This is a genomic window from Thauera carbonicopians, from assembly GCF_025699485.1.
GTDB lineage: Bacteria > Pseudomonadota > Gammaproteobacteria > Burkholderiales > Rhodocyclaceae > Thauera.
Genome location: NZ_JANUXN010000025.1, coordinates 23,586 through 44,825 on the forward strand (window position 1 = coordinate 23,586; position 21,240 = coordinate 44,825).

The 21,240-nt window shown below is 67.4% G+C and carries 20 protein-coding genes and 1 riboswitch; of the genes, 6 read left to right on the top strand and 14 right to left on the bottom strand.

Features of this window, described 5'->3' with window-relative positions:
• Positions 1–3 precede the first annotated feature (3 nt).
• A complete protein-coding gene (locus tag NX068_RS19630) occupies positions 4–528 on the bottom strand; it encodes a YeeE/YedE family protein (protein WP_263462906.1) in 525 nt (174 codons plus the stop codon).
• Positions 529–594: 66 nt separating this feature from the next.
• Positions 595–803: riboswitch (cobalamin riboswitch) on the top strand.
• A gap of 156 nt (positions 804–959) precedes the next feature.
• Here NX068_RS19630 and NX068_RS19635 point away from each other — a divergent pair.
• From NX068_RS19635 to NX068_RS19650, 4 genes are all read left to right on the top strand, one after another.
• Positions 960–1,520 (top strand): GNAT family N-acetyltransferase, encoded by a 561-nt coding sequence (locus NX068_RS19635; RefSeq protein WP_263462907.1) that lies wholly within the window; start codon positions 960–962, stop codon positions 1,518–1,520.
• Between the two features lie 35 nt (positions 1,521–1,555).
• Entirely contained in the window at positions 1,556–4,420 is a 2,865-nt protein-coding gene (locus tag NX068_RS19640) for a ribonucleoside-diphosphate reductase subunit alpha (protein ID WP_263462908.1), read from the top strand.
• Positions 4,420–5,637, top strand: a complete 1,218-nt coding sequence (locus NX068_RS19645; protein ID WP_263462909.1) for a ribonucleotide-diphosphate reductase subunit beta — start codon at positions 4,420–4,422, stop codon at positions 5,635–5,637. The genes NX068_RS19640 and NX068_RS19645 overlap by 1 nt, the downstream gene beginning before the upstream one ends.
• 69 nt (positions 5,638–5,706) lie before the next feature.
• Positions 5,707–6,720, top strand: coding sequence for a zinc-dependent alcohol dehydrogenase family protein (locus NX068_RS19650; protein ID WP_263462910.1), 1,014 nt, complete (start codon positions 5,707–5,709; stop codon positions 6,718–6,720).
• A 103-nt stretch (positions 6,721–6,823) separates the two neighbouring features.
• On the opposite strand, the gene NX068_RS19655 is transcribed toward NX068_RS19650, so the two are convergent.
• From NX068_RS19655 to NX068_RS19690, 8 genes are all read right to left on the bottom strand, one after another.
• On the bottom strand, positions 6,824–7,702 hold the full coding sequence (locus tag NX068_RS19655; protein WP_263462911.1) for an AEC family transporter: 879 nt from the start codon (positions 7,700–7,702) through the stop codon (positions 6,824–6,826).
• A 27-nt stretch (positions 7,703–7,729) separates the two neighbouring features.
• Positions 7,730–8,623, bottom strand: coding sequence for an NAD(P)-dependent oxidoreductase (locus NX068_RS19660; RefSeq protein WP_263462912.1), 894 nt, complete (start codon positions 8,621–8,623; stop codon positions 7,730–7,732).
• Positions 8,624–8,674: 51 nt separating this feature from the next.
• On the bottom strand, positions 8,675–9,925 hold the full coding sequence (locus tag NX068_RS19665) for a TRAP transporter large permease (RefSeq protein ID WP_263462913.1): 1,251 nt from the start codon (positions 9,923–9,925) through the stop codon (positions 8,675–8,677).
• A gap of 5 nt (positions 9,926–9,930) precedes the next feature.
• Positions 9,931–10,509 (bottom strand): TRAP transporter small permease, encoded by a 579-nt coding sequence (locus tag NX068_RS19670; protein WP_263462914.1) that lies wholly within the window; start codon positions 10,507–10,509, stop codon positions 9,931–9,933.
• A 2-nt stretch (positions 10,510–10,511) separates the two neighbouring features.
• Positions 10,512–11,480 (bottom strand): TRAP transporter substrate-binding protein, encoded by a 969-nt coding sequence (locus NX068_RS19675; RefSeq protein WP_263462915.1) that lies wholly within the window; start codon positions 11,478–11,480, stop codon positions 10,512–10,514.
• Positions 11,481–11,603: 123 nt separating this feature from the next.
• Positions 11,604–12,368 carry an SDR family NAD(P)-dependent oxidoreductase gene (locus NX068_RS19680; RefSeq protein ID WP_263462916.1) on the bottom strand — a complete coding sequence of 255 codons (765 nt, stop codon included), beginning with the start codon at positions 12,366–12,368 and terminating at the stop codon, positions 11,604–11,606.
• Positions 12,369–12,466: 98 nt separating this feature from the next.
• On the bottom strand, positions 12,467–13,468 hold the full coding sequence (locus NX068_RS19685; RefSeq protein WP_263462917.1) for a transketolase family protein: 1,002 nt from the start codon (positions 13,466–13,468) through the stop codon (positions 12,467–12,469).
• Positions 13,465–14,316 (bottom strand): transketolase, encoded by an 852-nt coding sequence (locus tag NX068_RS19690; RefSeq protein ID WP_263462918.1) that lies wholly within the window; start codon positions 14,314–14,316, stop codon positions 13,465–13,467. Before NX068_RS19690 ends, NX068_RS19685 begins: the two co-directional genes overlap by 4 nt.
• 197 nt (positions 14,317–14,513) lie before the next feature.
• On the opposite strand from NX068_RS19690, the gene gcvA reads away from it, so the two are divergent.
• Positions 14,514–15,461 (top strand): transcriptional regulator GcvA, encoded by a 948-nt coding sequence (gene gcvA / locus NX068_RS19695; RefSeq protein WP_263462919.1) that lies wholly within the window; start codon positions 14,514–14,516, stop codon positions 15,459–15,461.
• Between the two features lie 65 nt (positions 15,462–15,526).
• On the opposite strand, the gene NX068_RS19700 is transcribed toward gcvA, so the two are convergent.
• A complete protein-coding gene (locus tag NX068_RS19700; protein ID WP_263462920.1) occupies positions 15,527–16,675 on the bottom strand; it encodes an aminotransferase-like domain-containing protein in 1,149 nt (382 codons plus the stop codon).
• Between the two features lie 63 nt (positions 16,676–16,738).
• On the opposite strand from NX068_RS19700, the gene NX068_RS19705 reads away from it, so the two are divergent.
• On the top strand, positions 16,739–17,176 hold the full coding sequence (locus tag NX068_RS19705) for a MarR family winged helix-turn-helix transcriptional regulator (RefSeq protein ID WP_263462921.1): 438 nt from the start codon (positions 16,739–16,741) through the stop codon (positions 17,174–17,176).
• Positions 17,177–17,315: 139 nt separating this feature from the next.
• Here NX068_RS19705 and NX068_RS19710 read toward each other — a convergent pair whose 3' ends face one another.
• The 4 genes from NX068_RS19710 to NX068_RS19725 all read right to left on the bottom strand — a co-directional run bounded on the left by NX068_RS19710 (position 17,316) and on the right by NX068_RS19725 (position 21,105).
• Positions 17,316–18,953 (bottom strand): electron transfer flavoprotein-ubiquinone oxidoreductase, encoded by a 1,638-nt coding sequence (locus NX068_RS19710; RefSeq protein ID WP_263462922.1) that lies wholly within the window; start codon positions 18,951–18,953, stop codon positions 17,316–17,318.
• A gap of 76 nt (positions 18,954–19,029) precedes the next feature.
• Positions 19,030–20,214, bottom strand: coding sequence for an MFS transporter (locus tag NX068_RS19715; RefSeq protein WP_263462923.1), 1,185 nt, complete (start codon positions 20,212–20,214; stop codon positions 19,030–19,032).
• A 29-nt stretch (positions 20,215–20,243) separates the two neighbouring features.
• Positions 20,244–20,735, bottom strand: a complete 492-nt coding sequence (locus tag NX068_RS19720) for a PaaI family thioesterase (RefSeq protein ID WP_263462924.1) — start codon at positions 20,733–20,735, stop codon at positions 20,244–20,246.
• Complete coding sequence (locus NX068_RS19725) at positions 20,716–21,105, bottom strand: VOC family protein (protein ID WP_263462925.1); 390 nt, start codon at positions 21,103–21,105, stop codon at positions 20,716–20,718. Before NX068_RS19725 ends, NX068_RS19720 begins: the two co-directional genes overlap by 20 nt.
• Positions 21,106–21,240 lie beyond the last annotated feature (135 nt).

A 21,240-nucleotide genomic window follows, 5' to 3' on the forward strand; every position in this document is an offset into this window, starting at 1 on the left:
CTCTCAGGCCAGCAGGTGGCGGACGACATACACCGCGGCAAAGCCGGCCGCCATGAAAGTCAGCGTCGCCACCAGCGAACGCGGCGACAGCCGCGACAGGCCGCACACGCCATGGCCGCTGGTGCAGCCCGAACCGTAGCGCGAACCGAAGCCGACCAGCAGCCCCGCAACCACCAGCACCAGCCAGTCGGCCTCGATGCTGATCTCGGGCAACGCGGCAAACACCCGGTACAGCACCGGCGCGGCAACCAGGCCGAGCACGAAGGCCAGCCGCCAGGCCTTGTCGCCGCGCGCGCCAGCTTGCAGCAAGCCGCCCGCAATGCCGCTGATGCCGGCAATGCGGCCGTTGAACACCAGCAGCAGCACCGCCGCGAAGCCGAGCAGCGCGCCGCCGGCGAGCGCCGTGCCCGGAGTGAAGTTTGCCCAGTCGATGGTCATGGCGTCGAAAACAGCTCGGATGAACGGGTCGAAGAAGGTGCCCGCCAGCGCAAAGCCGGACGGGCATTCATGGCGCGAATATATTAGCAAACACTGATTTATTCAAGCCCGCCCGGCTTGTCCGCATCCACCTTGCCGCCGAGGCGGCGAAGGCAGATAATCCTGCTCGCCCATGGTTGCCTGCCGACGTCGGCGGGTATGAAAAGGGAATCCGGTGCCGCGCCCCTGCGCGCGAATTCCGGAGCTGCCCCCGCAGCTGTAATCGGCGAGTCCTGCGCCCCCCATGCCACTGGATGGATTCCGGGAAGGCTGGCGCAAGACGAGGACCCGAGAGCCAGAAGACCTGCCATGCGCATCCACTTCAACAGTTTGGGGCGGGGTGTCCCTGACAAGAGGCATGGCTCAGACCATTTCGCTTGCTCGCTTTCCTGACGGACCGGCAACACCGTGCGGCGCTGCCGCGCGGCTGGCGCTCGCCTCCGCCAGCCGGCGATCCGCCCCGCCCGTACCGGATCGCCGCCATGCCAGACATCGCCGGACCTGAATCCCTTGCCGAAGCAGTCTGCAGCGGCCGTCTCCACGAGGACATCGCCATGGAGACGCTGGCCCGCTTCGTTCCGGCCGACGCGCCGCGCATTCTCGCTCATCTACTGATGCTGGACGCCGACGACCGCATGCTGCGCTTCGGCTACGGCATCCGCGACGAAGGCATCGCCGGCTACGTCGCCCGCCTCGACTTCGCCCGCGACCATCTGCACGGCCTGTGCGCGGCCAGCGGCGAAATCATCGCCCTCGCCCATGTCGGCATCCGCGACGGCGAAACCGACTTCGGCCTCAGCGTCACCCTCGCGCATCGCGGCCGCGGCCTGGGCCACAGGCTGTTCGGCCACGTCATCGAGCTGGCGAGGTCGTCCGGCGCCGCCTGCGTCGTCTGCCACAGCATCAGCCCCGCGGTGCACCACATGGCCATCCTCCACGGCTTTCGCCGCTCCGGCGGCAAGCTCGCTGCACCACTGACCCTGCAGCTTTTCGCCGGAACCGAAACCCGCACGCACGCCGAGCCAGCCTGCGCCGACACCTGAACACTCCTCTCACCCCTTTTCAGACAGGACATCCCGTGGACCGACTTCCCGACTCCCTCCATCGCATCGACCCGCAACTGGCTGCTTTCGAAGTCATCCGCCGCAACGGCGCGGTGGTCGCCTTCGACCCGGGCAAGATCGCCGTCGCCATGAGCAAGGCCTTCCTCGCCGTCGAGGGCCGCCAGGGCGCGGACTCCTCGCGCGCGCGCGATCTGGTCGCCCGCCTGACCGAGGCCGTCGTCGGCGCGCTGACCCGCCGCCTGCCGGACGGCGGCATGCTGCACATCGAGGACATCCAGGACCAGGTCGAACTGGCGCTGATGCGCTCGGGCGAACACGACGTCGCCCGCGCCTACGTGCTCTACCGCGAACGCCGCGCCGCCGAACGCGCCGCGCAGAAGGCCGCCGGCATGGACGCCGCAGGCGACGCGCCGGTGCTGCACGTCGTCGATGGCGAACAGCGCAGTCCGCTCGACCGCGCCGCGCTGCTGGCGACCTGCCGCGAAGCCTGCGAAGGGCTGGCCGACGTGTCCGCCGACACCGTGCTCGAACATGCGCTGCACAACCTCTACGACGGCGTGCCGGTCGCCGCCGTCCGCCAGTCGCTGGTGCTGGCCGCACGCACGCTGATCGAACGCGAACCCGACTACACCCACGTCGCCGCGCGCCTGCTGCTGTCGGCGGTGCGCGTCGAGGTGCTGGGCCACGAAGCCTCCCAGGCCGACATGGCCGCCCCTTCAGGCGGCTACGTCGGCTATTTCCCGCGAGCAATCGAGCTCGGCATCGATGCCGAGCTGCTCGACCCGCGGCTGGCCGACTTCGACCTGGCCCGCCTGGCGGCGGCACTGAAGCCCGAGCGCGACCTGCAGTTCGACTACCTCGGCCTGCAGACACTGTACGACCGCTACTTCCTGCACGTGGAAGGCCGCCGCATCGAACTGCCGCAGACCTTCTTCATGCGCGTGGCGATGGGCCTGGCGCTGAACGAGATGGACCGCGAGGCGCGCGCGATCGAGTTCTACCTGCTGCTGTCCTCCTTCGACTTCATGAGCAGCACGCCGACGCTGTTCAACAGCGGCACCCGCCATTCGCAGCTGTCGTCGTGCTACCTGACCACGGTTGCCGACAGCCTGGAAGGCATCTACCAGTCGATCAAGGAAAACGCCATGCTGCAGAAGTTCGCCGGCGGCCTGGGCAACGACTGGACGCCGGTGCGCGCGCTGGGCAGCCGCATCAAGGGCACCAACGGCCAGAGCCAGGGCGTGATCCCCTTCCTGAAGGTGGTCAACGACACCGCGGTAGCGGTCAACCAGGGCGGCAAGCGCAAGGGTGCGGTATGCGCCTACCTGGAAACCTGGCACCTCGACATCGAGGAATTCCTCGAACTGCGCAAGAACACCGGCGACGAGCGCCGCCGCACCCACGACATGAACACCGCCAACTGGATCCCGGACCTGTTCATGAAGCGCGTGCTCGACAACGCCGAATGGACGCTGTTCTCGCCCTCCGATGTGCCCGAGCTGCACGACCTGTACGGCCAGGAGTTCGAAGCCGCCTATGTCGCCGCCGAAGCACGCGCCGCTGCGGGCGAAATCCGCCTGAGCAAGAAGCTGCCGGCGGTGCAGCTGTGGCGCAAGATGCTGACCATGCTGTTCGAGACCGGCCATCCCTGGATCACGTTCAAGGACGCCTGCAACCTGCGCTCGCCGCAGCAGCACGTCGGCGTGGTGCACAGCTCCAACCTGTGCACCGAGATCACGCTGAACACCTCGGACGACGAGACCGCGGTGTGCAACCTCGGCTCGGTCAACCTGCCGGCCCACCTGGTGCGCAACGCCGACGGTGAGGGTGGCCACACCTGGCAGCTCGACAGCGACAAGCTGCAGCGCACCGTGCGCACCGCGATGCGCCTGCTCGACAACGTCGTCGACCTCAACTACTACGCCACGCCCAAGGCGCGCGCCGCCAATATGCGCCACCGTCCGGTGGGCATGGGCATCATGGGCTTTGCCGACGCGCTGCACGTGATGGGGCTGGCCTACGCCTCCGACGCCGCGGTCGAATTCGCCGACCGCTCGATGGAGCAGGTCTGCCATGCCGCCTACTGGGCCTCGACCGAACTGGCCGAGGAACGCGGCCGCTACTCCAGCTTCCGCGGCAGCCTGTGGGATCGCGGCATCCTGCCGCAGGACAGCCTCGCCCTGCTCGCCGAAGCGCGCGGCCGCGCCGGCGAAGGCGGCGCGCTGCTCGAAGTGGATCGCTCGTCCTCGCTCGACTGGGGCCCGCTGCGCGAACGCATCGCCCGCTACGGCATGCGCAACTCCAACTGCGTCGCCATCGCGCCGACCGCCACCATCTCCAACATCGTCGGCGTGTCGGCCTCGATCGAGCCGGACTACCAGAACCTGTACGTCAAATCCAACCTGTCGGGCGAGTTCACCGTGGTCAATGCCCACCTGGTGCGCGAGCTGAAGGCGCTCGGCCTGTGGGACCCGGTGATGGCGTCCGACCTGAAGTATTTCGACGGCTCGCTGGCGCCGATCGAGCGCATCCCCGCCGACATCAAGACGCGCTACGCCACCGCCTTCGAAATCGAGCCGCAGTGGCTGGTCGAAGCCGCCTCGCGCCGCCAGAAGTGGATCGACCAGGCGCAGTCGCTGAACCTCTACGTCGCCGGCGCATCGGGCCGCAAGCTCGACGAACTCTACCGCCTGGCCTGGCAACGCGGCCTCAAGACCACCTACTACCTGCGCACCCTGGGCGCCACGGCGATGGAGAAAACCGGCGCCGGCGCCAGCACCGCCGCTGCCCAGCCGGAAGCCACGCCGGTCGCCAGCTACGGCAGCGCCGCGCCCAAGGCCTGCTCCATCCTCGATCCCGACTGCGAGGCCTGCCAATAATGAGCGCATTCAACTTCAACGACTGGGACACGCCCGCTCCGCGCACGCCGTCGTCCGCGCCCGCAGGTGCGGCACCCACATCGGCTGCTGCGACAACGACGACAGCAGCCACCACCGCGGCGACGGCTGCAGCTCCGGAGCCACGCCCCGGCCTGGATGCGAACGCCGCGCGCAACCCCGCGATGCTCGCACCCGAGGCGCGGCCCGGTGCGCTGGCGCCGGTACGCGTATCCGACAAGCGCATCGTCAACGGCCAGGGCGACATCAACCAGCTCGCGCCCTTCAAGTATCCGTGGGCCTGGGAGTTCTTCCTCAACGCCAACAAGAACCACTGGACGCCGCTCGAGATCTCGATGGCGCAGGACGTCCATGACTACCACCACCGCCTGACGCCGGCCGAGCGCCACGTGTTCGAGAACGTGCTGTCCTACCTGACGACCTCGGACATCCTGGCGATGCGCAACATTGGCCTGGCGGTGATGGAGAAGATGACCGCGCCCGAGCTGCAGATCTACCAGGCCCGCCAGGTCTACGAAGAAGCCCTGCACACCTGGACCTACCAGCACTGCATCGAAAGCCTCGGCCTCGACCAGCAGGAAATCTACAACCGCTACCGCGTCGTGCCCGAGATCCACGGCAAGATCGCGCTCGCCAACCGCCGCCTGGAGCGGGTGATGCGCGCCGACTTCGACCTGGGCAATCGCGACAACCTGCACGAGTTCGCCCTCTCCTACCTGTTCTTCGCCGCGATCTTCGAAGGCTGCTGGTTCTACAACGGCTTCTCGCCGATCTTCGCGCTGCAGCGGCGCGGGCTGATGAAGGGCACGGCCGAGCAGCTGCAGTACATCATGCGCGACGAGGTGCTGCACTGCGCCTTCGGCATCCGCGCCGTGCGCACGTTGATCGCCGAGGAAGAGCTGGAACTCGATCCCCAGGCAGTCTCGCTGCTGTGGCAGGAAGCCGAAGCGGCCGAAGCCGCCTATTCCGGCTACCTGCTGCGCGAGCCGATGCTGGGCTACTCCGCCGCCCAGCACATGGGCCAGTTCCGCTACATCGCCAACCGCCGCGCCCGCCAGCTCGGCCTCGCCGAGCCCTTCCCCGGCGCCGAGAACGTGCTGCCCTGGCTGGACGAGCAGGCCAACCTGCGCAAGGAGAAGAATTTCTTCGAGACCCGCGTCACCGAGTACCAGACCGGCGGCGCGCTGGCCTGGGAGTGAAACTCGGGCGGTGCACGGCCATGCTCTGCTGCTAAGCTTGCCTTCTTACTTCACGCTTGCGAGGAAGACATGAAGGCAATCACGCTCAAGGCCCCGGGCGGCCTGGCCAACATCACCGCGGCCGAAGTCGCCGATCCGGGCCGGCCCGGCAAGGACGAAATCCGCGTCGCGATCAAGGCCGGCTCGCTGAACTACCACGACCTGCTCGTCGCCTGCGCCGCCGTGCCCACCGAGGACGGCCGCATCCTGCTGTCGGACGGCGCTGGCACCGTGGAAGAGGTCGGCGAGGGCGTGACGGAATTCAGGCCCGGCGACGCGGTGGTATCGACCTTCTTCCCTATCTGGCCTGCCGGGCCGGCGACGCCGCAGGTGGGCGGCTTCATGCACACCCCTGGCGACGGCATCCAGGGCATGGCCTGCGAGCACGTCGTGCGCCCTGCCAGCGCCTTCACCCGCGCGCCGCGCGGCTGGACGCACCGCGAAGCCGCCACCATCACCACTTCAGGCCTCACCGCGTGGCGGGCGCTGGTCGTCAACGGCGGGCTGAAGGCCGGCGACACCGTGCTCGTGCAGGGTACCGGCGGCGTCTCGATCGCCGCGCTGCAGCTCGCCAAGGCGATGGGTGCGCGCGTGATCGCCACCTCGTCGTCCGACGAGAAGCTGTCGAAAGTGGCCGCGCTCGGCGCCGACCTGACGATCAACTACCGGCGCGAGCCGGAATGGGGCAGGAAGGCGCTGGAGCTCACCGGCGGCTTCGGCGTCGATCACGTCATCGAGGTCGGCGGCCCGGCGACACTGGCGCAGTCCCTCACCGCGCTCAAGGTCGGCGGCCACATCGCCATGATCGGCCTGCTGTCCGGCCTCGACGCCAACCTGCCGATCCTGCTGGCGCTCGCCAAGCACGCCCGGATCGAAGGCCTGATCGTCGGCAGCCGGCAGGACCAGCAGGACTTCGTCCGCGCGCTCGAGCTGATGGAAGCCCGGCCGGTCATCGACCAGGTGTTCTCATACACGGACCTCGCCACAGCTTTCGCCCACCAGCAGAGCGGGCAGCATTTCGGCAAGATCTGCGTGGAGTGGTAAGTACCGTTGGCCGGACATGATCATGGGCGAGTTGCAGAAGAAAATACGAAGGAGGCGGAGCACCTGCTCCGCTCGCTCCTCTTCAGCTTGTGGCCAGCCACACTCAGGATGCCAGGCTGAATGCCAGCGCCAGCGAGATCGAAAGCGGTGCGAAGAGATTGCCGAGAATCACGATCGCCGCCACCTTTTCGGGCTCCTGGGAATAACGCTCGGCAAACATGAAGTTGAGAATGGCGGGCGGCAGCGCGCCGAATATCAGCAGCATGCTCGTCTCGTGGGCGGACAAGCCGAATGCAAGGCAGAAAACATAGGCGATCAGCATTCCCGTGAGCGGTGTCGCCACCGCCCCCACGACTCCGATGCGCCACTGTGCAAACGGTGCGGTCGTCAGCCGGACGCCGAGCGAGAACAGCATCAGCCCGGTGGACACGTCCGCAATGATCTTGATCGCCGACAGAAACGGGGGCCACAGCGCAAGATCCGAAAGGCTGACCAGCACGCCCGCGACTCCCGCCAGCACCACCGGCTCGCGAAAGATGAGCCATAGCTTCGCATTCCGGCCGAGCCAGCAGGTGGCGATCGCAAAATGCAGGACGTTTTCGACCAGGAACAGGACGACCGCGGCGGGAAGCGCTTTCTCCCCGAATGCAAACAGCGAAAGGGGCAGCCCCATGTTGCCCGCGTTCTTGAACATCATCGGCGGCAGCAGCGTCTTCGGCGCATAGCCCATCCGGCGTGCGATCGGCCACCCCAGCAGCCCCGAACCGAGGACGATGAGCAGGCCGCCGATCGCAATCATCTGCACTTCGGCCAGATCCACCGACTTCCCCGCAAGCGCGGAAAAAATCAACGCGGGCACGAAGATGCCCATATTGACCTGATTGGTGGCGATCATGTCGGGACGGTGCTTGCGGCCATACAGGTAGCCGATCGCAATCACGGTGAACACCGGAAAGACGATGCTCACGATCTGGACGAACATTGGCGATTCTCTTTGCAGGATGCGGGATCAGGACCGGGCTGCCGGCATGGTGCCATTCAGTGCGTAGTAACTGCGGATGACCTGGCTGTCGTCCGCACGCCCGTCGCCGCGCCCGGACGTGGCGAGGAAGAGCTGGTGCGCGACCGCGGCGATCGGCAGCGCCGCCCTGGCGTCGCGCCCGGCCTCCAGCACGATGCCGAGATCCTTGACGAAGATGTCGACCGCGCTGCTGACCTCGGGCTCGGCCTGCAGCATGCGCGGGCCTCTGTCCTTCAGCATCCAGCTCGACGCCGCCGAGCCGCCCATGATGTCGAGCAGCACGTCGAGGCTGACGCCGACCTTGGCAGCCAGGGCGAAGGCTTCGGCGACGACGGCGATATGCACGCCGCACAGCAGCTGGTTGACGGTCTTCACCGTGGCGCCCTGGCCGGCACGCTCGCCGACGTGGAAGATGCGCTCGCCCATGGCCTGGAACACCGGCTGCATCGCGTCGAAGGTGGCGCGATCGCAGGCCGCCATGATGGTCAGCGAGGCGGCGGTCGCGCCGGCCGTGCCGCCGGAAACCGGCGCATCGACGAAGCGGCGTCCGCCGGCGGTGACGCGCGCGGCGATGCGCTCGACCGCGGCCGGCGGGCAGGTCGCCATCAGGCAGACGATGCCGCCCTCGTCCAGCGCCTGCAGCGCGCCGTCGTCGAACAGCACCTGCTCGGCCTGGGCAGCGTTGACCACCATCAGGATCAGCACCTCGGCGCCGCGAGCGGCGCCAGCCGCATCGGCGGCAGGCTCGGCACCGCTCGCCGCCAGCGTGGCGAGCGCGGTCGCATTCAGGTCGATGCCGCGCACACGGTGCCCGGCAGCGAGCAGATTTCTTGCCATCGGCAGGCCCATCGAGCCGAGCCCGGCAAATGCAATCGTGTTCATGAAACGTCCTTGTCTAAGTGGCGGCCCCTGCGGCGCAGGGGCCGCACGGGGTCAGTAGAGAGTGAAGGCCGGTATGAAGGAGACCAGGCCGAGCACGACGATCGCCACCAGGTAGAAGGGCCACAGCTCACGCACGACCGCCCCCACCCTTTCGCGCGAGATCGCCGCGGCGATGAACAGCGTAGTGCCGACCGGCGGGGTGAAGAGGCCCATGCTCAGGTTCACCGCCATCATGATGCCGAGCTGGATCAGGTCGAGGCCGATCGCATTGCCGATGGCGACGAAGGTCGGGCCGAGCAGCAGGATCGCCGCCGGCAGGTCGAGGAACATCCCCACCGTCACCATGATCACGTTCAGCATCAGGATGACCATCCACGGCGACTTCAGGGTTTCCGCCGTCCACTGAGCCACCGCGGTCGGTATGGCCTCGACGGTCAGCACGTAGCCCACCAGGTTCGAGGCGGCGATCACCAGCATCACCACGCCCGTCGTCACCGCGGTATGCACCAGCGCATCGTAGACCCGGCGCAGGGTCAGGTCCCGATACACCAGCATGCTCACGACGAAGCCGTAGAACACCGCCAGCGCGCTGACCTCGGTCGGCGTGGCGATGCCGGTGCGCAGCAGGATCACGATGAAGGCCGGCATCCCCAGCGCCGGGGCGGCGGCCAGGGTGGCGCGCAGCACGCCTTTCAGCGTCACCTCGTCGTTCAGCCGCTTGAAGCCGCGCAGCCGTCCCGACAGGTAGCAGACGATCATGAAACCCGCGGCCAGCATCAGGCCGGGCAGGATGCCGGCGAGAAACAGCGAGGCGATCGACTGGTTGGACACCGTGGCGAACAGGATCAGCGGGATCGACGGCGGGATCAGGCAGGCGATGGTCGCCGACGAAGCCGTGGCCGCGGCGGCGAAGGCGCCCGGATAGCCTTCGCGCTTCTGCCACGGGATCAGCATCGACCCCAGGGCCGAGGCTTCCGCCACCGCCGAGCCGGACACGCCGCCGAAGACGGTGGAGCCGACCACCGTCACCTGGCCGAGACCGCCGTGGAAACGGCCGACCAGCATGGTGGCGAAGTGGATCAGGCGCTTGCCCAGCGTGCCGCCCATCATCAGGCTGCCCGACAGCATGAAGAACGGGATCGCCAGCAGCGGAAAGCTCTGCGTCGGCTGGAAGATCTTCACCACCGCAGCCACGCTCGGCATGCCGCCGACGGTCACCGCCGCCAGGCCCGAGCTGATCACCAGCGCGTAGCCGACCGGCAGGGCCAGTACCATCAGGACGCCGAAGACAAGGAGCATCATTACGGTCATACATCCTCCTCGATGTGGTGGGTGCGCACGACGAGCGGGTCGCTTGCCCGCAGCAGGTGGACGAGCGTGGTCAGCGCGGTGATGCCCAGCCCGGCGAAACCGGCGATCAGCGCCAGATAGGCCCATTTCGCCGCAATGCCGGTCATCGGATAGATTTCGCTGCCGGTGATCTCGACGACGTCGAGGCCGACCCAGGCGAGGTACAGGAAGGCAGCGGCGATGAGCAGCTGATGCGCCACCAGCAGCACCCGGTTGCCGCCGCGCCCGATCATCCCCTGGATCGCGGTGACGGCGATGTGCTGGCCGCGCTGGGCGGCCAGCACGATGCCGCCCATGACCAGCCACGGGAAGAGGATGTTGGGTATCTCGGTGGGCCAGCCCATGCCCTGGTTGGTGACGTAGCGGGCAACCACTTCGGCCATCAGGGATACGAACATGACGACCATGGCGGTGAGCGCGACCACCGTGCTGGCGGCCACGATCGCCTTGTCGACCCACTTCGCTGCCGATGCCATGCCGCCATCGGGCGCCGCGCCACCAGGTGCCGCGGCGTTGGGAGACGTGTGGGCGGACATGCTTACTTGCCCGCTTCCGAAACGATCAGCTTGACCAGATCGGGGAACTGCTTCGACCACTTGTCATAGACCGGCTTGGTCCTGGCGGCAAAGGCCGCCTGGTCGACCTCGTTGAACTGCACCCCGGCGTCGGCGATCTTCTTGCGCAGTTCGGCATCGGCCGCCAGCGACATCTCGCGGTTGAGCTTGCCGGCCTCGACCGCCGCTTCCCTGATCGCCTCCTGGTCGGCCTTGGACAGGCCCGCCCAGATCATCTTGCTCGCCAGCAGCGGCGTGGTTTCGTACTTGTGCCCGGTCAGCGAGATGTACTTCTGCACTTCGTGCAGCTTGGAGGTGTAGATGTTCATCAGCGGGTTCTCCTGGCCGTCGAACACGCCCTGCTGCAGCGCGATGTACAGCTCGGAAAAAGCCAGCGGCCCCGGGTTGGCGCCGAGCGCCTTGAAGATGTCGATCGTCATCGTGTCCGCCGGCGTGCGCACCTTGATGCCTTCGAGATCCTCCGGCTTGACGATCGGGCGCTTGTTGTTGCTGGTGTGGCGGATGCCGTTGTCCCACAGCGCCAGCACCACCAGGCCCTTGCTGTCGGCCGCCTTCTTCATCATGTCGCCCACCGGGCCGTCGACGACCGTGTAGGCATGCTCCAGGTCGCGGAACAGGAACGGCAGGCCGATCACGTTGAACTCGGGCACGATGCCCGCGGTGCTGCCCTGCGAATTGGTGCTGAAGGCGAGCGTGCCCAGGCGCATGTTGGTCAGCGACTCGACGTCGTCGCCGAACTGGGCGCTGCCGCCCACTTCGATCTTGATGCGGCCGTCGGTCTTCTGCGCCACCAGTTCGGCGAACTTCAGCGAAGCCTCGGCCTTGGGATTGCCCGGCGCGGCATTGTGCGACAGGCGGAGCACCTGTTGTGCCCAGCTCGTGGATGCGGTCAGTGCAAGCGTGGCGGCAAGCGTGATCAGGATCTTTTTCATGGGATTCTCCTTCCGTTTCCTATTTGATTTGATGTGACTGGCGTGCTGCTCATGAGCAGCTTTTCCCGCTCGCGCGGGCACGCCCGGGGCGTGCCCGCACTGCGTTGCAGCGCGGCGGCCCGATCAACCGTGGATGAGCATGCCGCCATTGACGTCGATGACCGCCCCGGTGATGTAGGACGACAGGTCCGAACCCAGGAACAGGTATGCGCCGGCGACCTCCTCGGCATTGCCGAGGCGATTCAGCGGAATGCCGGCGGCGATCGAGGCCTTCTGCTCGTCGCTCAGCTTGCCGGAGCTGATGTCGGTCTGGATGAGGCCGGGGGTGACGCAGTTGACGCGGATGTTGTCCGGGCCGAACTCGCGCGCCATCGCCTTGGCCAGACCCAGCACGCCGGCCTTGGCCGCCGAGTAGTGCGGGCCGCCGAGGATACCGCCGCCGCGCTGGGCCGACACCGAAGACATGCAGGCGATGGAACCGCCGCCCTGCTTCTTCATGTACGGGATGACCGCCTGCGACAGGTAGAGCACGCCGCGCAGGTTCACGTCGAGGATGCGGTCCCAGCTCGCCGGGTCGATGTCGAGCGTCTTGACCGGCTGGGTGATGCCGGCATTGTTGACCAGCACGTCGATGCGGCCGAACTCGGCGATGGCGCGCTCGGCCGCCTTCAGGCAGGCATCCTTGTCGGCCACGTTGCAGCCGTAGCCGCGATGTTCCGGGCCGATGGAAGCCGCGGCTTCGACCGCCGCGGCTTCGTCCAGATCGAGGATGGCCACCCTGGCGCCGTGCCTGGCGAAGAGACGTGCGGTGGCGAGGCCGATGCCGCGTGCCGACGCCGCACCGGAAATCATCGCGACCTTGCCGTCGAGTAGAAGTGAATCGCTCATTCGGAAACTCCTTTTTTACGCATGCGCCACGCGGGCGCGATCGTGCGGATGGATCTGCCGCGCTGCGCCGTCCTCGTGCGCAGCGCGGCAGCCGGGGCTCAGCCGAGCCAGCTCTTGATGGTTGCCGACATCGCTTCCGCGGAAATCCCGTAGCGGTCGTGCAGCGTGGGCAATGCACCGGCGTCGAGGAAGGCGTCGGGCAAGGCGATCTGGCGGAACTGCGGCGTGACGCCGGCCGTCAGCAGCGCGGTCGCCACCGCTTCGCCGAGGCCGCCGACCGTGGTGTGGTTCTCGGCCACCACCACCAGCCGTCCGGCACGGCGCGCCTCGCGCAGGATGGTCTCGGTGTCGAGCGGCTTGATCGTCGGCACGTGCAGCACGCCGACGTCGATCTTGTCCGCTTCCAGCGCCTTGGCCACTTCGAGCGCACGCATGGTCAGGATGCCGGACGAGATCACCAGCACGTCGCGGCCATCGCGCAGCATCTTGGCCTTGCCGAGTTCGAAGCTGTAGTCGTACTCGTCGAGCACCAGCGGCACGTTGCCGCGCAGCAGGCGCATGTACACCGGGCCGTCGTGGGCGGCGATCTGCGGCACCGCCTGCTCGATGTCGAGAGCATCGCAGGGGTCGACGATCGTCATGCCCGGCACGCCGCGCATCAGCGCGATGTCTTCGGTGGCCTGGTGGCTGGGGCCGTAGCCGGTGGTGAGGCCGGGCAGCGCGCAGCACATCTTGACGTTGAGATTCTCCTCGGCGATCACCTGATGCACGAAGTCGAAGGCCCGGCGGGTGCCGAACACCGCATAGGTGGTGGCAAAAGGCACGAAGCCTTCCTTGGCCATGCCGCCGGCCGAGGCCATCAGCAACTGCTCGGCCATGCCCATCTGGAAGAAGCGCTCCGGATAGGCCTGGGCAAACAGATGGAGGTCGGTGTACTTGGCCAGGTCGGCGGTGAGGCCGACGATGTCCTGGCGTTGTGCGGCGAGTTCGACGAGTGCCTTGCCGAAGGGCGCGGCCTTTATGCGCTGGCCTTCGGAAGCGATCGACGCGATCATCGCCGACGTGGTCAGGCGCGGCTTCTTGGCGGTGGAGTTGCTCATCGTGCGGCTCCCTGGGCTTGGTCGAGGATGTCGATGGCTTGCTGCCATTCGGGCGGATCGACGCGGATGAAGTGGTTCTTCTCGCGCGTTTCGAGGAAGGGCACGCCCTTGCCCATCAGGGTGTCGAACAGGATCACGCGGGGCTTGGCATCCGGCAGCGCGCGCGCAGTGTCGAAGGCGGCGATGACGGCCGGCAGGTCGTTGCCATTCACGCGCTGCACGTGCCAGCCGAAGGCAGCCCACTTGTCGGCAAGCGGCTCGAAGCCCAGCACCTTGGACGAGGGGCCATCGGCCTGCTGGTTGTTGATGTCCACCAGGCAGATCAGGTTGCCCAGGCCATGGTGCGCAGCACCCATCGCCGCCTCCCAGGTCGAACCCTCGTCGAGCTCACCGTCGGACATCGAGTTGTACACGAAGGCCGGATTGCCCTTCAGGCGCAGACCGAGCGCAATGCCCACCGCGATCGGCAGCCCCTGGCCGAGCGAGCCGCCCGACATTTCCATGCCCGGCGTATAGGTCGCCATGCCCGACATCGGCAGGCGGCTGTCGTCGCTGCCGTAGGTCTCCAGTTCGTCGCCCGGGATGACGCCGGCTTCGATCAGCGCCGCGTAGAACGCGATCGCGTAGTGGCCGTGGGAGAGCAGGAAGCGGTCGCGCCCTTCCCAGCCCGGCTCCTCGGCACGGTAGTTCATCGCATGGCAGTAGGCCGTCGCCAGCACGTCGGCATAACCCAGGGCCTGGCCGACATAACCCTGGCCTTGCACCTCGCCCATCTGCAGCGCAAAGCGGCGGATGCGGTAGGCACTCTCGGCGACCCTGGCGTGGGCGTCTGTTCGATTCGTGTGCACGCAGTTCTCCTTTGGGCCCGGCGCCTCGCGGAGCCGGGCAGATTGATTTCGCTCGGTCGGAGATGGGGCTCTCCTGCTCTGCCGAGGCGCCTGCGGATGGCGTCCGGCGAGTGGAAGAAAGCTTATTCGCTTGATTTTTTACGCTCAAACGAATATTTATGGCCTCATAAGTGAATCTGCCTCATGTGAATATTGCAATGCACCATAGAATCTCACTCAAGGCCGTGCATGCATTCGAGGCCGCCGCGCGCCTGTCGTCTTTCGCACTTGCAGCAGAAGAACTGTTCGTCACCCCATCGGCGGTCAGCCATCAGATCAAGCTGCTGGAGGAGCAGTTCGGCGTGTGCCTGTTCCATCGCGTGCATCGGGCGGTCGTGCTGACCGATGCCGGACGGCGGTACGCGGAAGAAATCTCGGCCGCCTTTGCCCGCATCGACATGGCCACGCGCGAACTCGGGTGCACGGCCAAGAGCGACATCCTGACCATACATTCGACGCCGAGCTTCGCCATGCAATGGCTGATGCCGCGACTGGCACGTTTCAGCGCCGCCAACCAGGACATCGACGTACGGCTCAATGCCACCCATCCACCACCGGCCGACCTGCTGCTGCAGGGCGTCGACGTCGAGATCCGCTACGGCACGGGCCGGACGCTGCCGAGCGACACGCTGGTGCTGCCCTTTCCGGCCGAGACGATCGTGCCGCTGTGCTCGCCTGTACTGCTCGAAGGCGATTACCCGATCCGCAGTCCATCGGATCTCTGCCACCACACGCTGATTCACAGCGAGGCATCCCTCTTCAAGTGGCGCGACTGGCTGGAGCAGCACCGCAAGCTGAAGCTCGACATCTCGCGCGGGCCGCGCTTCGACCGCTCCTTCATGATCATCAGCGCAGCGGTCGACGGCCTGGGCGTCTGCCTGGAAAGCTTGCTGCTCGCGCAGCGGGAACTCGAAACGGGCCGACTGGTGGCGCCGCTGGGCCTCGATGGCCAGAAAGTGCAGAGCTATACCCTCAACCTGCTGAGATCACGTGCCGAACTGCCGAAAATAAACAGTTTCCAGCAATGGCTTTTCGAAGAGCTCAACCAGGGCACGGACGAAACCGTCCGCCCGCCGCGACGCGGCCGCAAACCTTTCCGAGCCTGAGCATCTCGCCGACGGGGAAGCAATCGCACCTGCAGGCATGATGCCGGCCAGGAGGAGCCATCGGCTCAGGCCCGCCGGAACAGCTCCGCCAGCCGGGCCAGCCCGGCTTCCATTTCCTCTTCGCTGGCCAGGCTGAAGTTCAGCCGCAGGGTGCCGACGCCTTCGTCGTCGTCGGCATGGAAGTTTTCTCCCGGCATGAAGATGACGCCGCGGCCGATCGCTTCCGGCAGCAGCGTGCGCGTATCGACCGGCCGGCGCAGCCGCAGCCAGAAGAACAGCCCGCCGGGCGGCAGCTGCCAGTCGGCCAGCCCGCTGAAATGGCGGCGCAGCGCGGCGTCGAAGAGATCGCGCTTGCTGCGGTAGCCTGCGCGCAGGGCTGCCAGCCGCTCGCCGCGCGTCGGCGCCGCCAGTTGTTCGCCGACCAGCCATTGGCTGATCCGGTTGCTGTGCAGGTCCGCAGCCTGCTTCAGGCGCACCAGCCAGGGCATCAGCTCGCGCGATGCCGCCAGATAGCCGAGGCGCAGGCCGGGCGCGAGGCTCTTGGAGAACGAACCCTGGTAGATCCACGGCGCCGTCTTCAGCAGGCTGCTCACGGGCGTGCGCTCGCAGGCGTCATAGGCCAGGTCGCGGTAGGGATCGTCCTCGAACAGCGGAATTCCGGCCTCGTCGCAGACGTGCGCCAGCGCCTGGCGTTCGGCCCGGCTGTAGCAATGGCCGGACGGATTCTGGAAAGTCGGGATCGCATAGGCGAAGGCCGGCTTGCCGCCACCCTCGGCGATGGCCTCGGGCCGGGCGGCGGAAAAGGACTGGAAGCTCGCCCCGAAGAAGCGGAACACCTGCAGCGCCGCGAGATAGGTCGGCGACTCCACCGCCACCGTCGTGCCTTCGTCGATGAAGAGCTTGGCGGCCAGATCCAGCCCCTGCTGCGAACCGGACACGATCAGCACCTGCTCGGTGGCGCAATCCAGGCCGAGCGCGCGCAGTTCGCCCGCCACCTGCTCGCGCAGGAATCCGTCGCCCTCGCTCGCGCCGTACTGCAGGCAGCCCGGTGGCGCGGCACCGGGCGTCAGGCTCGGAAAGCTGTCCGCGGCGGGCAGGCCGCCGGCAAAGGAAATCATGCCCGGCCTGTCGATGACGGCGAGCATTTCACGGATCGGCGAGGCATGCAGGTCGGTAACACGGCGGGAGTAACGCGGCGAGGGAGCAGGGTTCATGGCAAATTACGTCAATTTAGTTGACCTATAGACAGCCTAAGCAGGCCTGACTAACATGTCAATATGGTTGACCAAAATAAGCCCGAACTGCTCGAATCGATCGAGCTGTTCTACTTTGCCTACCGCGCCTTCACCTCGCACCCGGACCGCATCCTCGGCGAGCGCGGGCTTGGGCGCGTGCATCACCGGCTGCTCTATTTCGTCGGCCGCAATCCGGGTATCGCGGTGAATGCCTTGCGGGAAACCCTGGGCGTTTCCAAGCAGGCGATGAACACGCCCTTGCGGCAATTGGTCGAGATGAGGCTGATCGAGTCCTCGACTGCGGCTCACGACCGCCGCGTCAAGCAACTGAGCCTGAGCGCCGATGGCGCCGAACTGGAACGGCAATTGACGGAAACGCAGATGAAGCTGCTGGCGGAAGTGTTCGCCGCCGACGGCGAAGAAGCCGCGGCAGGATGGCGCGCGGTGATGCGTGCCCTGAGCACCCGCATGCAGTATTGATTCGGCCGGATTAGGCCCGGCCAGGTCAGGCCCGGCCGGATCAGGATGCCGGCGCCCCTCAAAAGCGGCACGCCCGAGCGCCGGGCCGGTGTATCCCGCCACCTGGGCGCTTCCCGGCCCGCCCCCCAACAGAGGCTGATCACATCCCCTGGTATATCGGCCCCTCGCCGCCCTGGGGCACGACCCACTCGATGTTCTGCGTCGGGTCCTTGATGTCGCAGGTCTTGCAGTGCACACAGTTCTGCGCGTTGATCTGCAGCCGCGGCCCGGCTTCCTCCTGCACGATCTCATACACCCCGGCCGGGCAGTAGCGCTGCTCGGGCGCGTCGTACCTGGCCAGGTTGATCGCGATCGGCACCGTGGCGTCCTTCAGCCGCAGGTGGCAGGGCTGCTCTTCCTCGTGGTTGGTGTTCGACAGGAACACCGAAGAGAGCCGATCGAAGCTCAGCACGCCGTCCGGTTTCGGGTAGTCGATCTTCGCGCAGTCGGCCGCCGGCTTGAGCGCGGTGTGATCCGCCGTGTTGTGCAGCGTCCACGGCACCTTGCCCTTGAACAGCACCTGGTCGATGCCGAATAGCAGCGAACCCAGGTACAGGCCCTTCTTCATGTAGGGCTTGAAGTTGCGCGTCTTGTGCAGCTCGGCGTGCAGCCAGGAGTCCTGGAAGGCCGCCGGGTAGGCGGTCAGCGCATCGCGCTGGCGTTCCTGCGCCAGCGCTTCGAAGGCCGCTTCGGCCGCGAGCATGCCCGACTTGATCGCCGCATGGCTGCCCTTGATGCGCGCCGCGTTGAGGAAGCCGGCATCGTCGCCGATCAGCGCGCCGCCCGGGAAGATCAGCCGCGGCAGGCTCTGCAGCCCGCCCGCGGCGATGGCGCGGGCGCCGTACTGCAGCCGCTTGCCGCCTTCGAGATATTTGCGGATCTCCGGGTGGGTCTTGTAGCGCTGCATCTCCTCGAAGGGCGACAGGTGCGGGTTGCTGTAGTTCAGGCCCACCACGTAGCCGACCGCGACCAGGTTGTCCTCGAGGTGATAGACGAAGCCGCCGCCATAGGTGGCGCTGTCCATCGGCCAGCCGGCGGTGTGCACGACCAGGCCGGGGCGGTGGTGCTCGGGTTTGACTTCCCACAGCTCCTTGATGCCGATGCCGTAGGTCTGCGGGTCGGCGCCGTCGCGCAAGTCGTACTTCGCTTCGAGCTGCTTGCCCAAGTGGCCGCGACAGCCTTCGGCGAACAGGGTGTATCTGGCGTGCAGTTCCATGCCCGGCTGGTGGTGCGGGCCGGGCGTGCCGTCGCGGTTCAGGCCCATGTCGCCGGTGGCAACGCCCTTCACCGCACCGGCCTCGTCGTACAGGATCTCGGCACCGGCAAAGCCCGGATAGACTTCCACCCCCAGCGCCTCGGCCTGCTCGCCGAGCCACTTGACCACGTTGCCCAGGCGCACGATGTAGTTGCCGTGGTTGACGAAACAGTCCGGCAGCAGCCCGTTGGGGAGCTGGCGCGCGCCGGTCTCGTCGAGGAACAGCACCTTGTCCTCGGTCACCGCGGTCGTGAGCGGCGCGCCCTGCGCCTTCCAGTCCGGCAGCAGCTCGGTCAATGCCCGCGGGTCCATCACCGCGCCCGACAGGATGTGGGCGCCGAGCTCGGCCGCCTTCTCGATCAGGCACACCGACAGTTCCTGGCCCCGCTCAGCCGCCAGCTGCTTGAGCCGGATCGCCGACGACAGCCCTGCCGGGCCGCCGCCCACGATCAGTACGTCGAACTCCATCGATTCGCGTTCCATCCTGTTCTCCTGTGCGCGAAGGTATTCCCGACGGCACGAGCCGGCGCCATGAAGGGCCGCGCCGCGCACGCCACTATTATTGCCTGCCCTTCCCTTTCAGCTCCGCATACAGCAGCACCACGCCGACCAGCAGGATCACGCCGCCGATCCCCGCGTAGCCGGCCGCGAACGAGCCGGTGGCGCCGACCAGCGCGGCGAAGGCCGGCGGGCCGAGCACGACGCCGAAATAGGTGAAGAACAGGGTGCCGCCGGTCAGCGTGCCGGCCTGGCCCGGCGGCGAGAGCTGGGCGACACGGGCCAGGTAGACGCCGTTCCAGCCGATGGCGGTGGCGCCGAACACCATGCTGACGACGATGACGACGACGAGCGGCCAGTCCGGCTCGAACAGCGCGGTGATCAAGGAAGCTGCCGCCATCGCGAACGCGAGCAGGCACAGCACCAGGTTCGGCGCCTTCCAGCGGTCGGCGGCGTAGCCCCACAGCAGGCGTCCGCCCGCGCCGGCGAACTGGGACAAGGACAGCACGAAGCCGGCGGTGACCAGCGAAGCACCGTATTCCGCGGTCAGGTAGGTCACCAGGTAGGTGGTCAGGCACAGCTGCATCGCGCTCAGGAAGAAGGTGCAGAACGCCAGGTTGCGGATGTCGCGATGGGCGAAGACCTGGGCCAGCGGACGCATCACGCCGCCCAGCGACACCTTGCGCCGAGGGTCGCGGTCGGCATCGAAGCCGGTGCGCACCACCTGGGCGATCAGCGCCATGACTGCGCAGGCGACGCCCACCGCGAGCGCGGCGCCCTGCCAGTTCGACAGCAGCACCAGTGGCGGCACGGCCAGGCCGGCCAGTGCGCCGCCCAGCGGCACGCCGGTCTGCTTCACCGAGAACAGGAAGCCCATGCGGTGCGCCGGCGTGGTACGGGCGAGGATGTGGGAGCTCGACGGCGTGATCGGCCCGTAGCCGAAACCGATCAACAGCGCGCTGACGCTCATCGACCACACCGTCCCGCCGGCGGCGAAGGCCAGCCCCACGCCGGACAGCAGCAGGCAGGCCTGGCTGACGCGGATCGCGCCGTAGCGGCCGACGAGCGCACCGCTCGCCAGCGACGACAGCATCGCGCCGACATAGACCAGGGCGATGAACACGCCTACCAGGGCACCCGGCAGGCCGGTGGTACGGGCGGCTTCCGGCGCCAGCACCGGTACGGTCAGCGCGGCCATGGTGGCGAGGATCTGGATCGCCAGGGTGATGCTCAGGGGGATGAGCATCGTCCCCTCGCTGTTGCGGGCGCCGCCATTCATTCGATCGATTCCGGCGGCGTCGCGCCGCCCTGCGGCGGCTTGCGGTACCTGAAGGTGCCGACGCCCTTGGCGACGATCCGCCCTTCGGCGTCGAGTATCTCGGCTTCGCAGAAGCAGGTCGAGCGGCCGCCGCCGATGGCGCGCGCCTCGACCCGCAGCCGGCCGCTGCCGGAGCTGAGGAAGCTTGCCGTCACGCCGATCGACACCACCGACAGCCGGAAGCCCTGGCGCGCCATCGCCGCCCGCGCCATCGTGGTGTCGAGCAGGGTCAGCAGCACGCCGCCATGGACCTTGCCATGCATGTTGGTCAATTCCGGCCGCGACTCCAGCGCGACCCGTGCCCATCCCGGCCCGACGCCGTCATCGACGGCGCCGAGCAAGTCGAGGAAGGGATTGCGGAAGCTGGGCGGTGCCAGCACCGCTTCGCCGCCGTCCTGCGCAGCCGGCCCGCCGGACCGGGGCGCTCGCTCAGGCGGCGGGCTGGACATTGGCCACCTCGATGAGATTGCCGTCGGGGTCGCGGCAATAAACGGAGCGGATCGGCGCGGTCGCGCCGGTGCGCGGCACCGGCCCCTCCTCGATCGCCACCCCGCAGGCGCGCAGGTGGGCGATCACGTCGTCCAGCGGCACGCCGGTCAGGAAGCACAGATCCGCCGATCCCGCCTGCGGCCTGCGTGCATGGGGCCTGATCGGCGCGCTGGCGGGATGGAGGTTGATCTTCTGGCTGCCGAACGAAAGCGCGCGCCGACCTTCGCCGAAAGTGACCGCCTCCATGCCCAGCGCATGGACATAGAAGGCGATCGTGGCGTCGATGTCCGCCACGGTGAGGACGAGATGGTCCAGTGAGTCGATCTTCATCGGGCGGTCTCCTGTCGGGTCGGGATCGATCGCGGCGCCGGCCGTTTACATCATGCCAAGCGCGGTGGGCAGCCAGGTGGAGATGATGGGCACGTAGGTGACCAGCATCAGGAACACCAGCATCGTCACCAGCCA

Bases quoted from the DNA above. Each gene is read 5' to 3' on its own strand.
- NX068_RS19725 (WP_263462925.1), bottom strand. From the start codon at position 21,105: ATGAAGATCGACTCACTGGACCATCTCGTCCTCACCGTGGCGGACATC.
- NX068_RS19710 (WP_263462922.1), bottom strand. From the start codon at position 18,953: ATGGAACGCGAATCGATGGAGTTCGACGTACTGATCGTGGGCGGCGGC.
- NX068_RS19645 (WP_263462909.1), top strand. From the start codon at position 4,420: ATGAGCGCATTCAACTTCAACGACTGGGACACGCCCGCTCCGCGCACG.
- gcvA (WP_263462919.1), top strand. From the start codon at position 14,514: ATGCACCATAGAATCTCACTCAAGGCCGTGCATGCATTCGAGGCCGCC.
- NX068_RS19720 (WP_263462924.1), bottom strand. From the start codon at position 20,735: ATGTCCAGCCCGCCGCCTGAGCGAGCGCCCCGGTCCGGCGGGCCGGCT.
- NX068_RS19655 (WP_263462911.1), bottom strand. From the start codon at position 7,702: ATGTTCGTCCAGATCGTGAGCATCGTCTTTCCGGTGTTCACCGTGATT.
- NX068_RS19665 (WP_263462913.1), bottom strand. From the start codon at position 9,925: ATGATGCTCCTTGTCTTCGGCGTCCTGATGGTACTGGCCCTGCCGGTC.
- NX068_RS19675 (WP_263462915.1), bottom strand. From the start codon at position 11,480: ATGAAAAAGATCCTGATCACGCTTGCCGCCACGCTTGCACTGACCGCA.
- NX068_RS19670 (WP_263462914.1), bottom strand. From the start codon at position 10,509: ATGTCCGCCCACACGTCTCCCAACGCCGCGGCACCTGGTGGCGCGGCG.
- NX068_RS19715 (WP_263462923.1), bottom strand. From the start codon at position 20,214: ATGCTCATCCCCCTGAGCATCACCCTGGCGATCCAGATCCTCGCCACC.
- NX068_RS19660 (WP_263462912.1), bottom strand. From the start codon at position 8,623: ATGAACACGATTGCATTTGCCGGGCTCGGCTCGATGGGCCTGCCGATG.
- NX068_RS19705 (WP_263462921.1), top strand. From the start codon at position 16,739: ATGGTTGACCAAAATAAGCCCGAACTGCTCGAATCGATCGAGCTGTTC.
- NX068_RS19635 (WP_263462907.1), top strand. From the start codon at position 960: ATGCCAGACATCGCCGGACCTGAATCCCTTGCCGAAGCAGTCTGCAGC.
- NX068_RS19650 (WP_263462910.1), top strand. From the start codon at position 5,707: ATGAAGGCAATCACGCTCAAGGCCCCGGGCGGCCTGGCCAACATCACC.
- NX068_RS19685 (WP_263462917.1), bottom strand. From the start codon at position 13,468: ATGAGCAACTCCACCGCCAAGAAGCCGCGCCTGACCACGTCGGCGATG.
- NX068_RS19680 (WP_263462916.1), bottom strand. From the start codon at position 12,368: ATGAGCGATTCACTTCTACTCGACGGCAAGGTCGCGATGATTTCCGGT.
- NX068_RS19700 (WP_263462920.1), bottom strand. From the start codon at position 16,675: ATGAACCCTGCTCCCTCGCCGCGTTACTCCCGCCGTGTTACCGACCTG.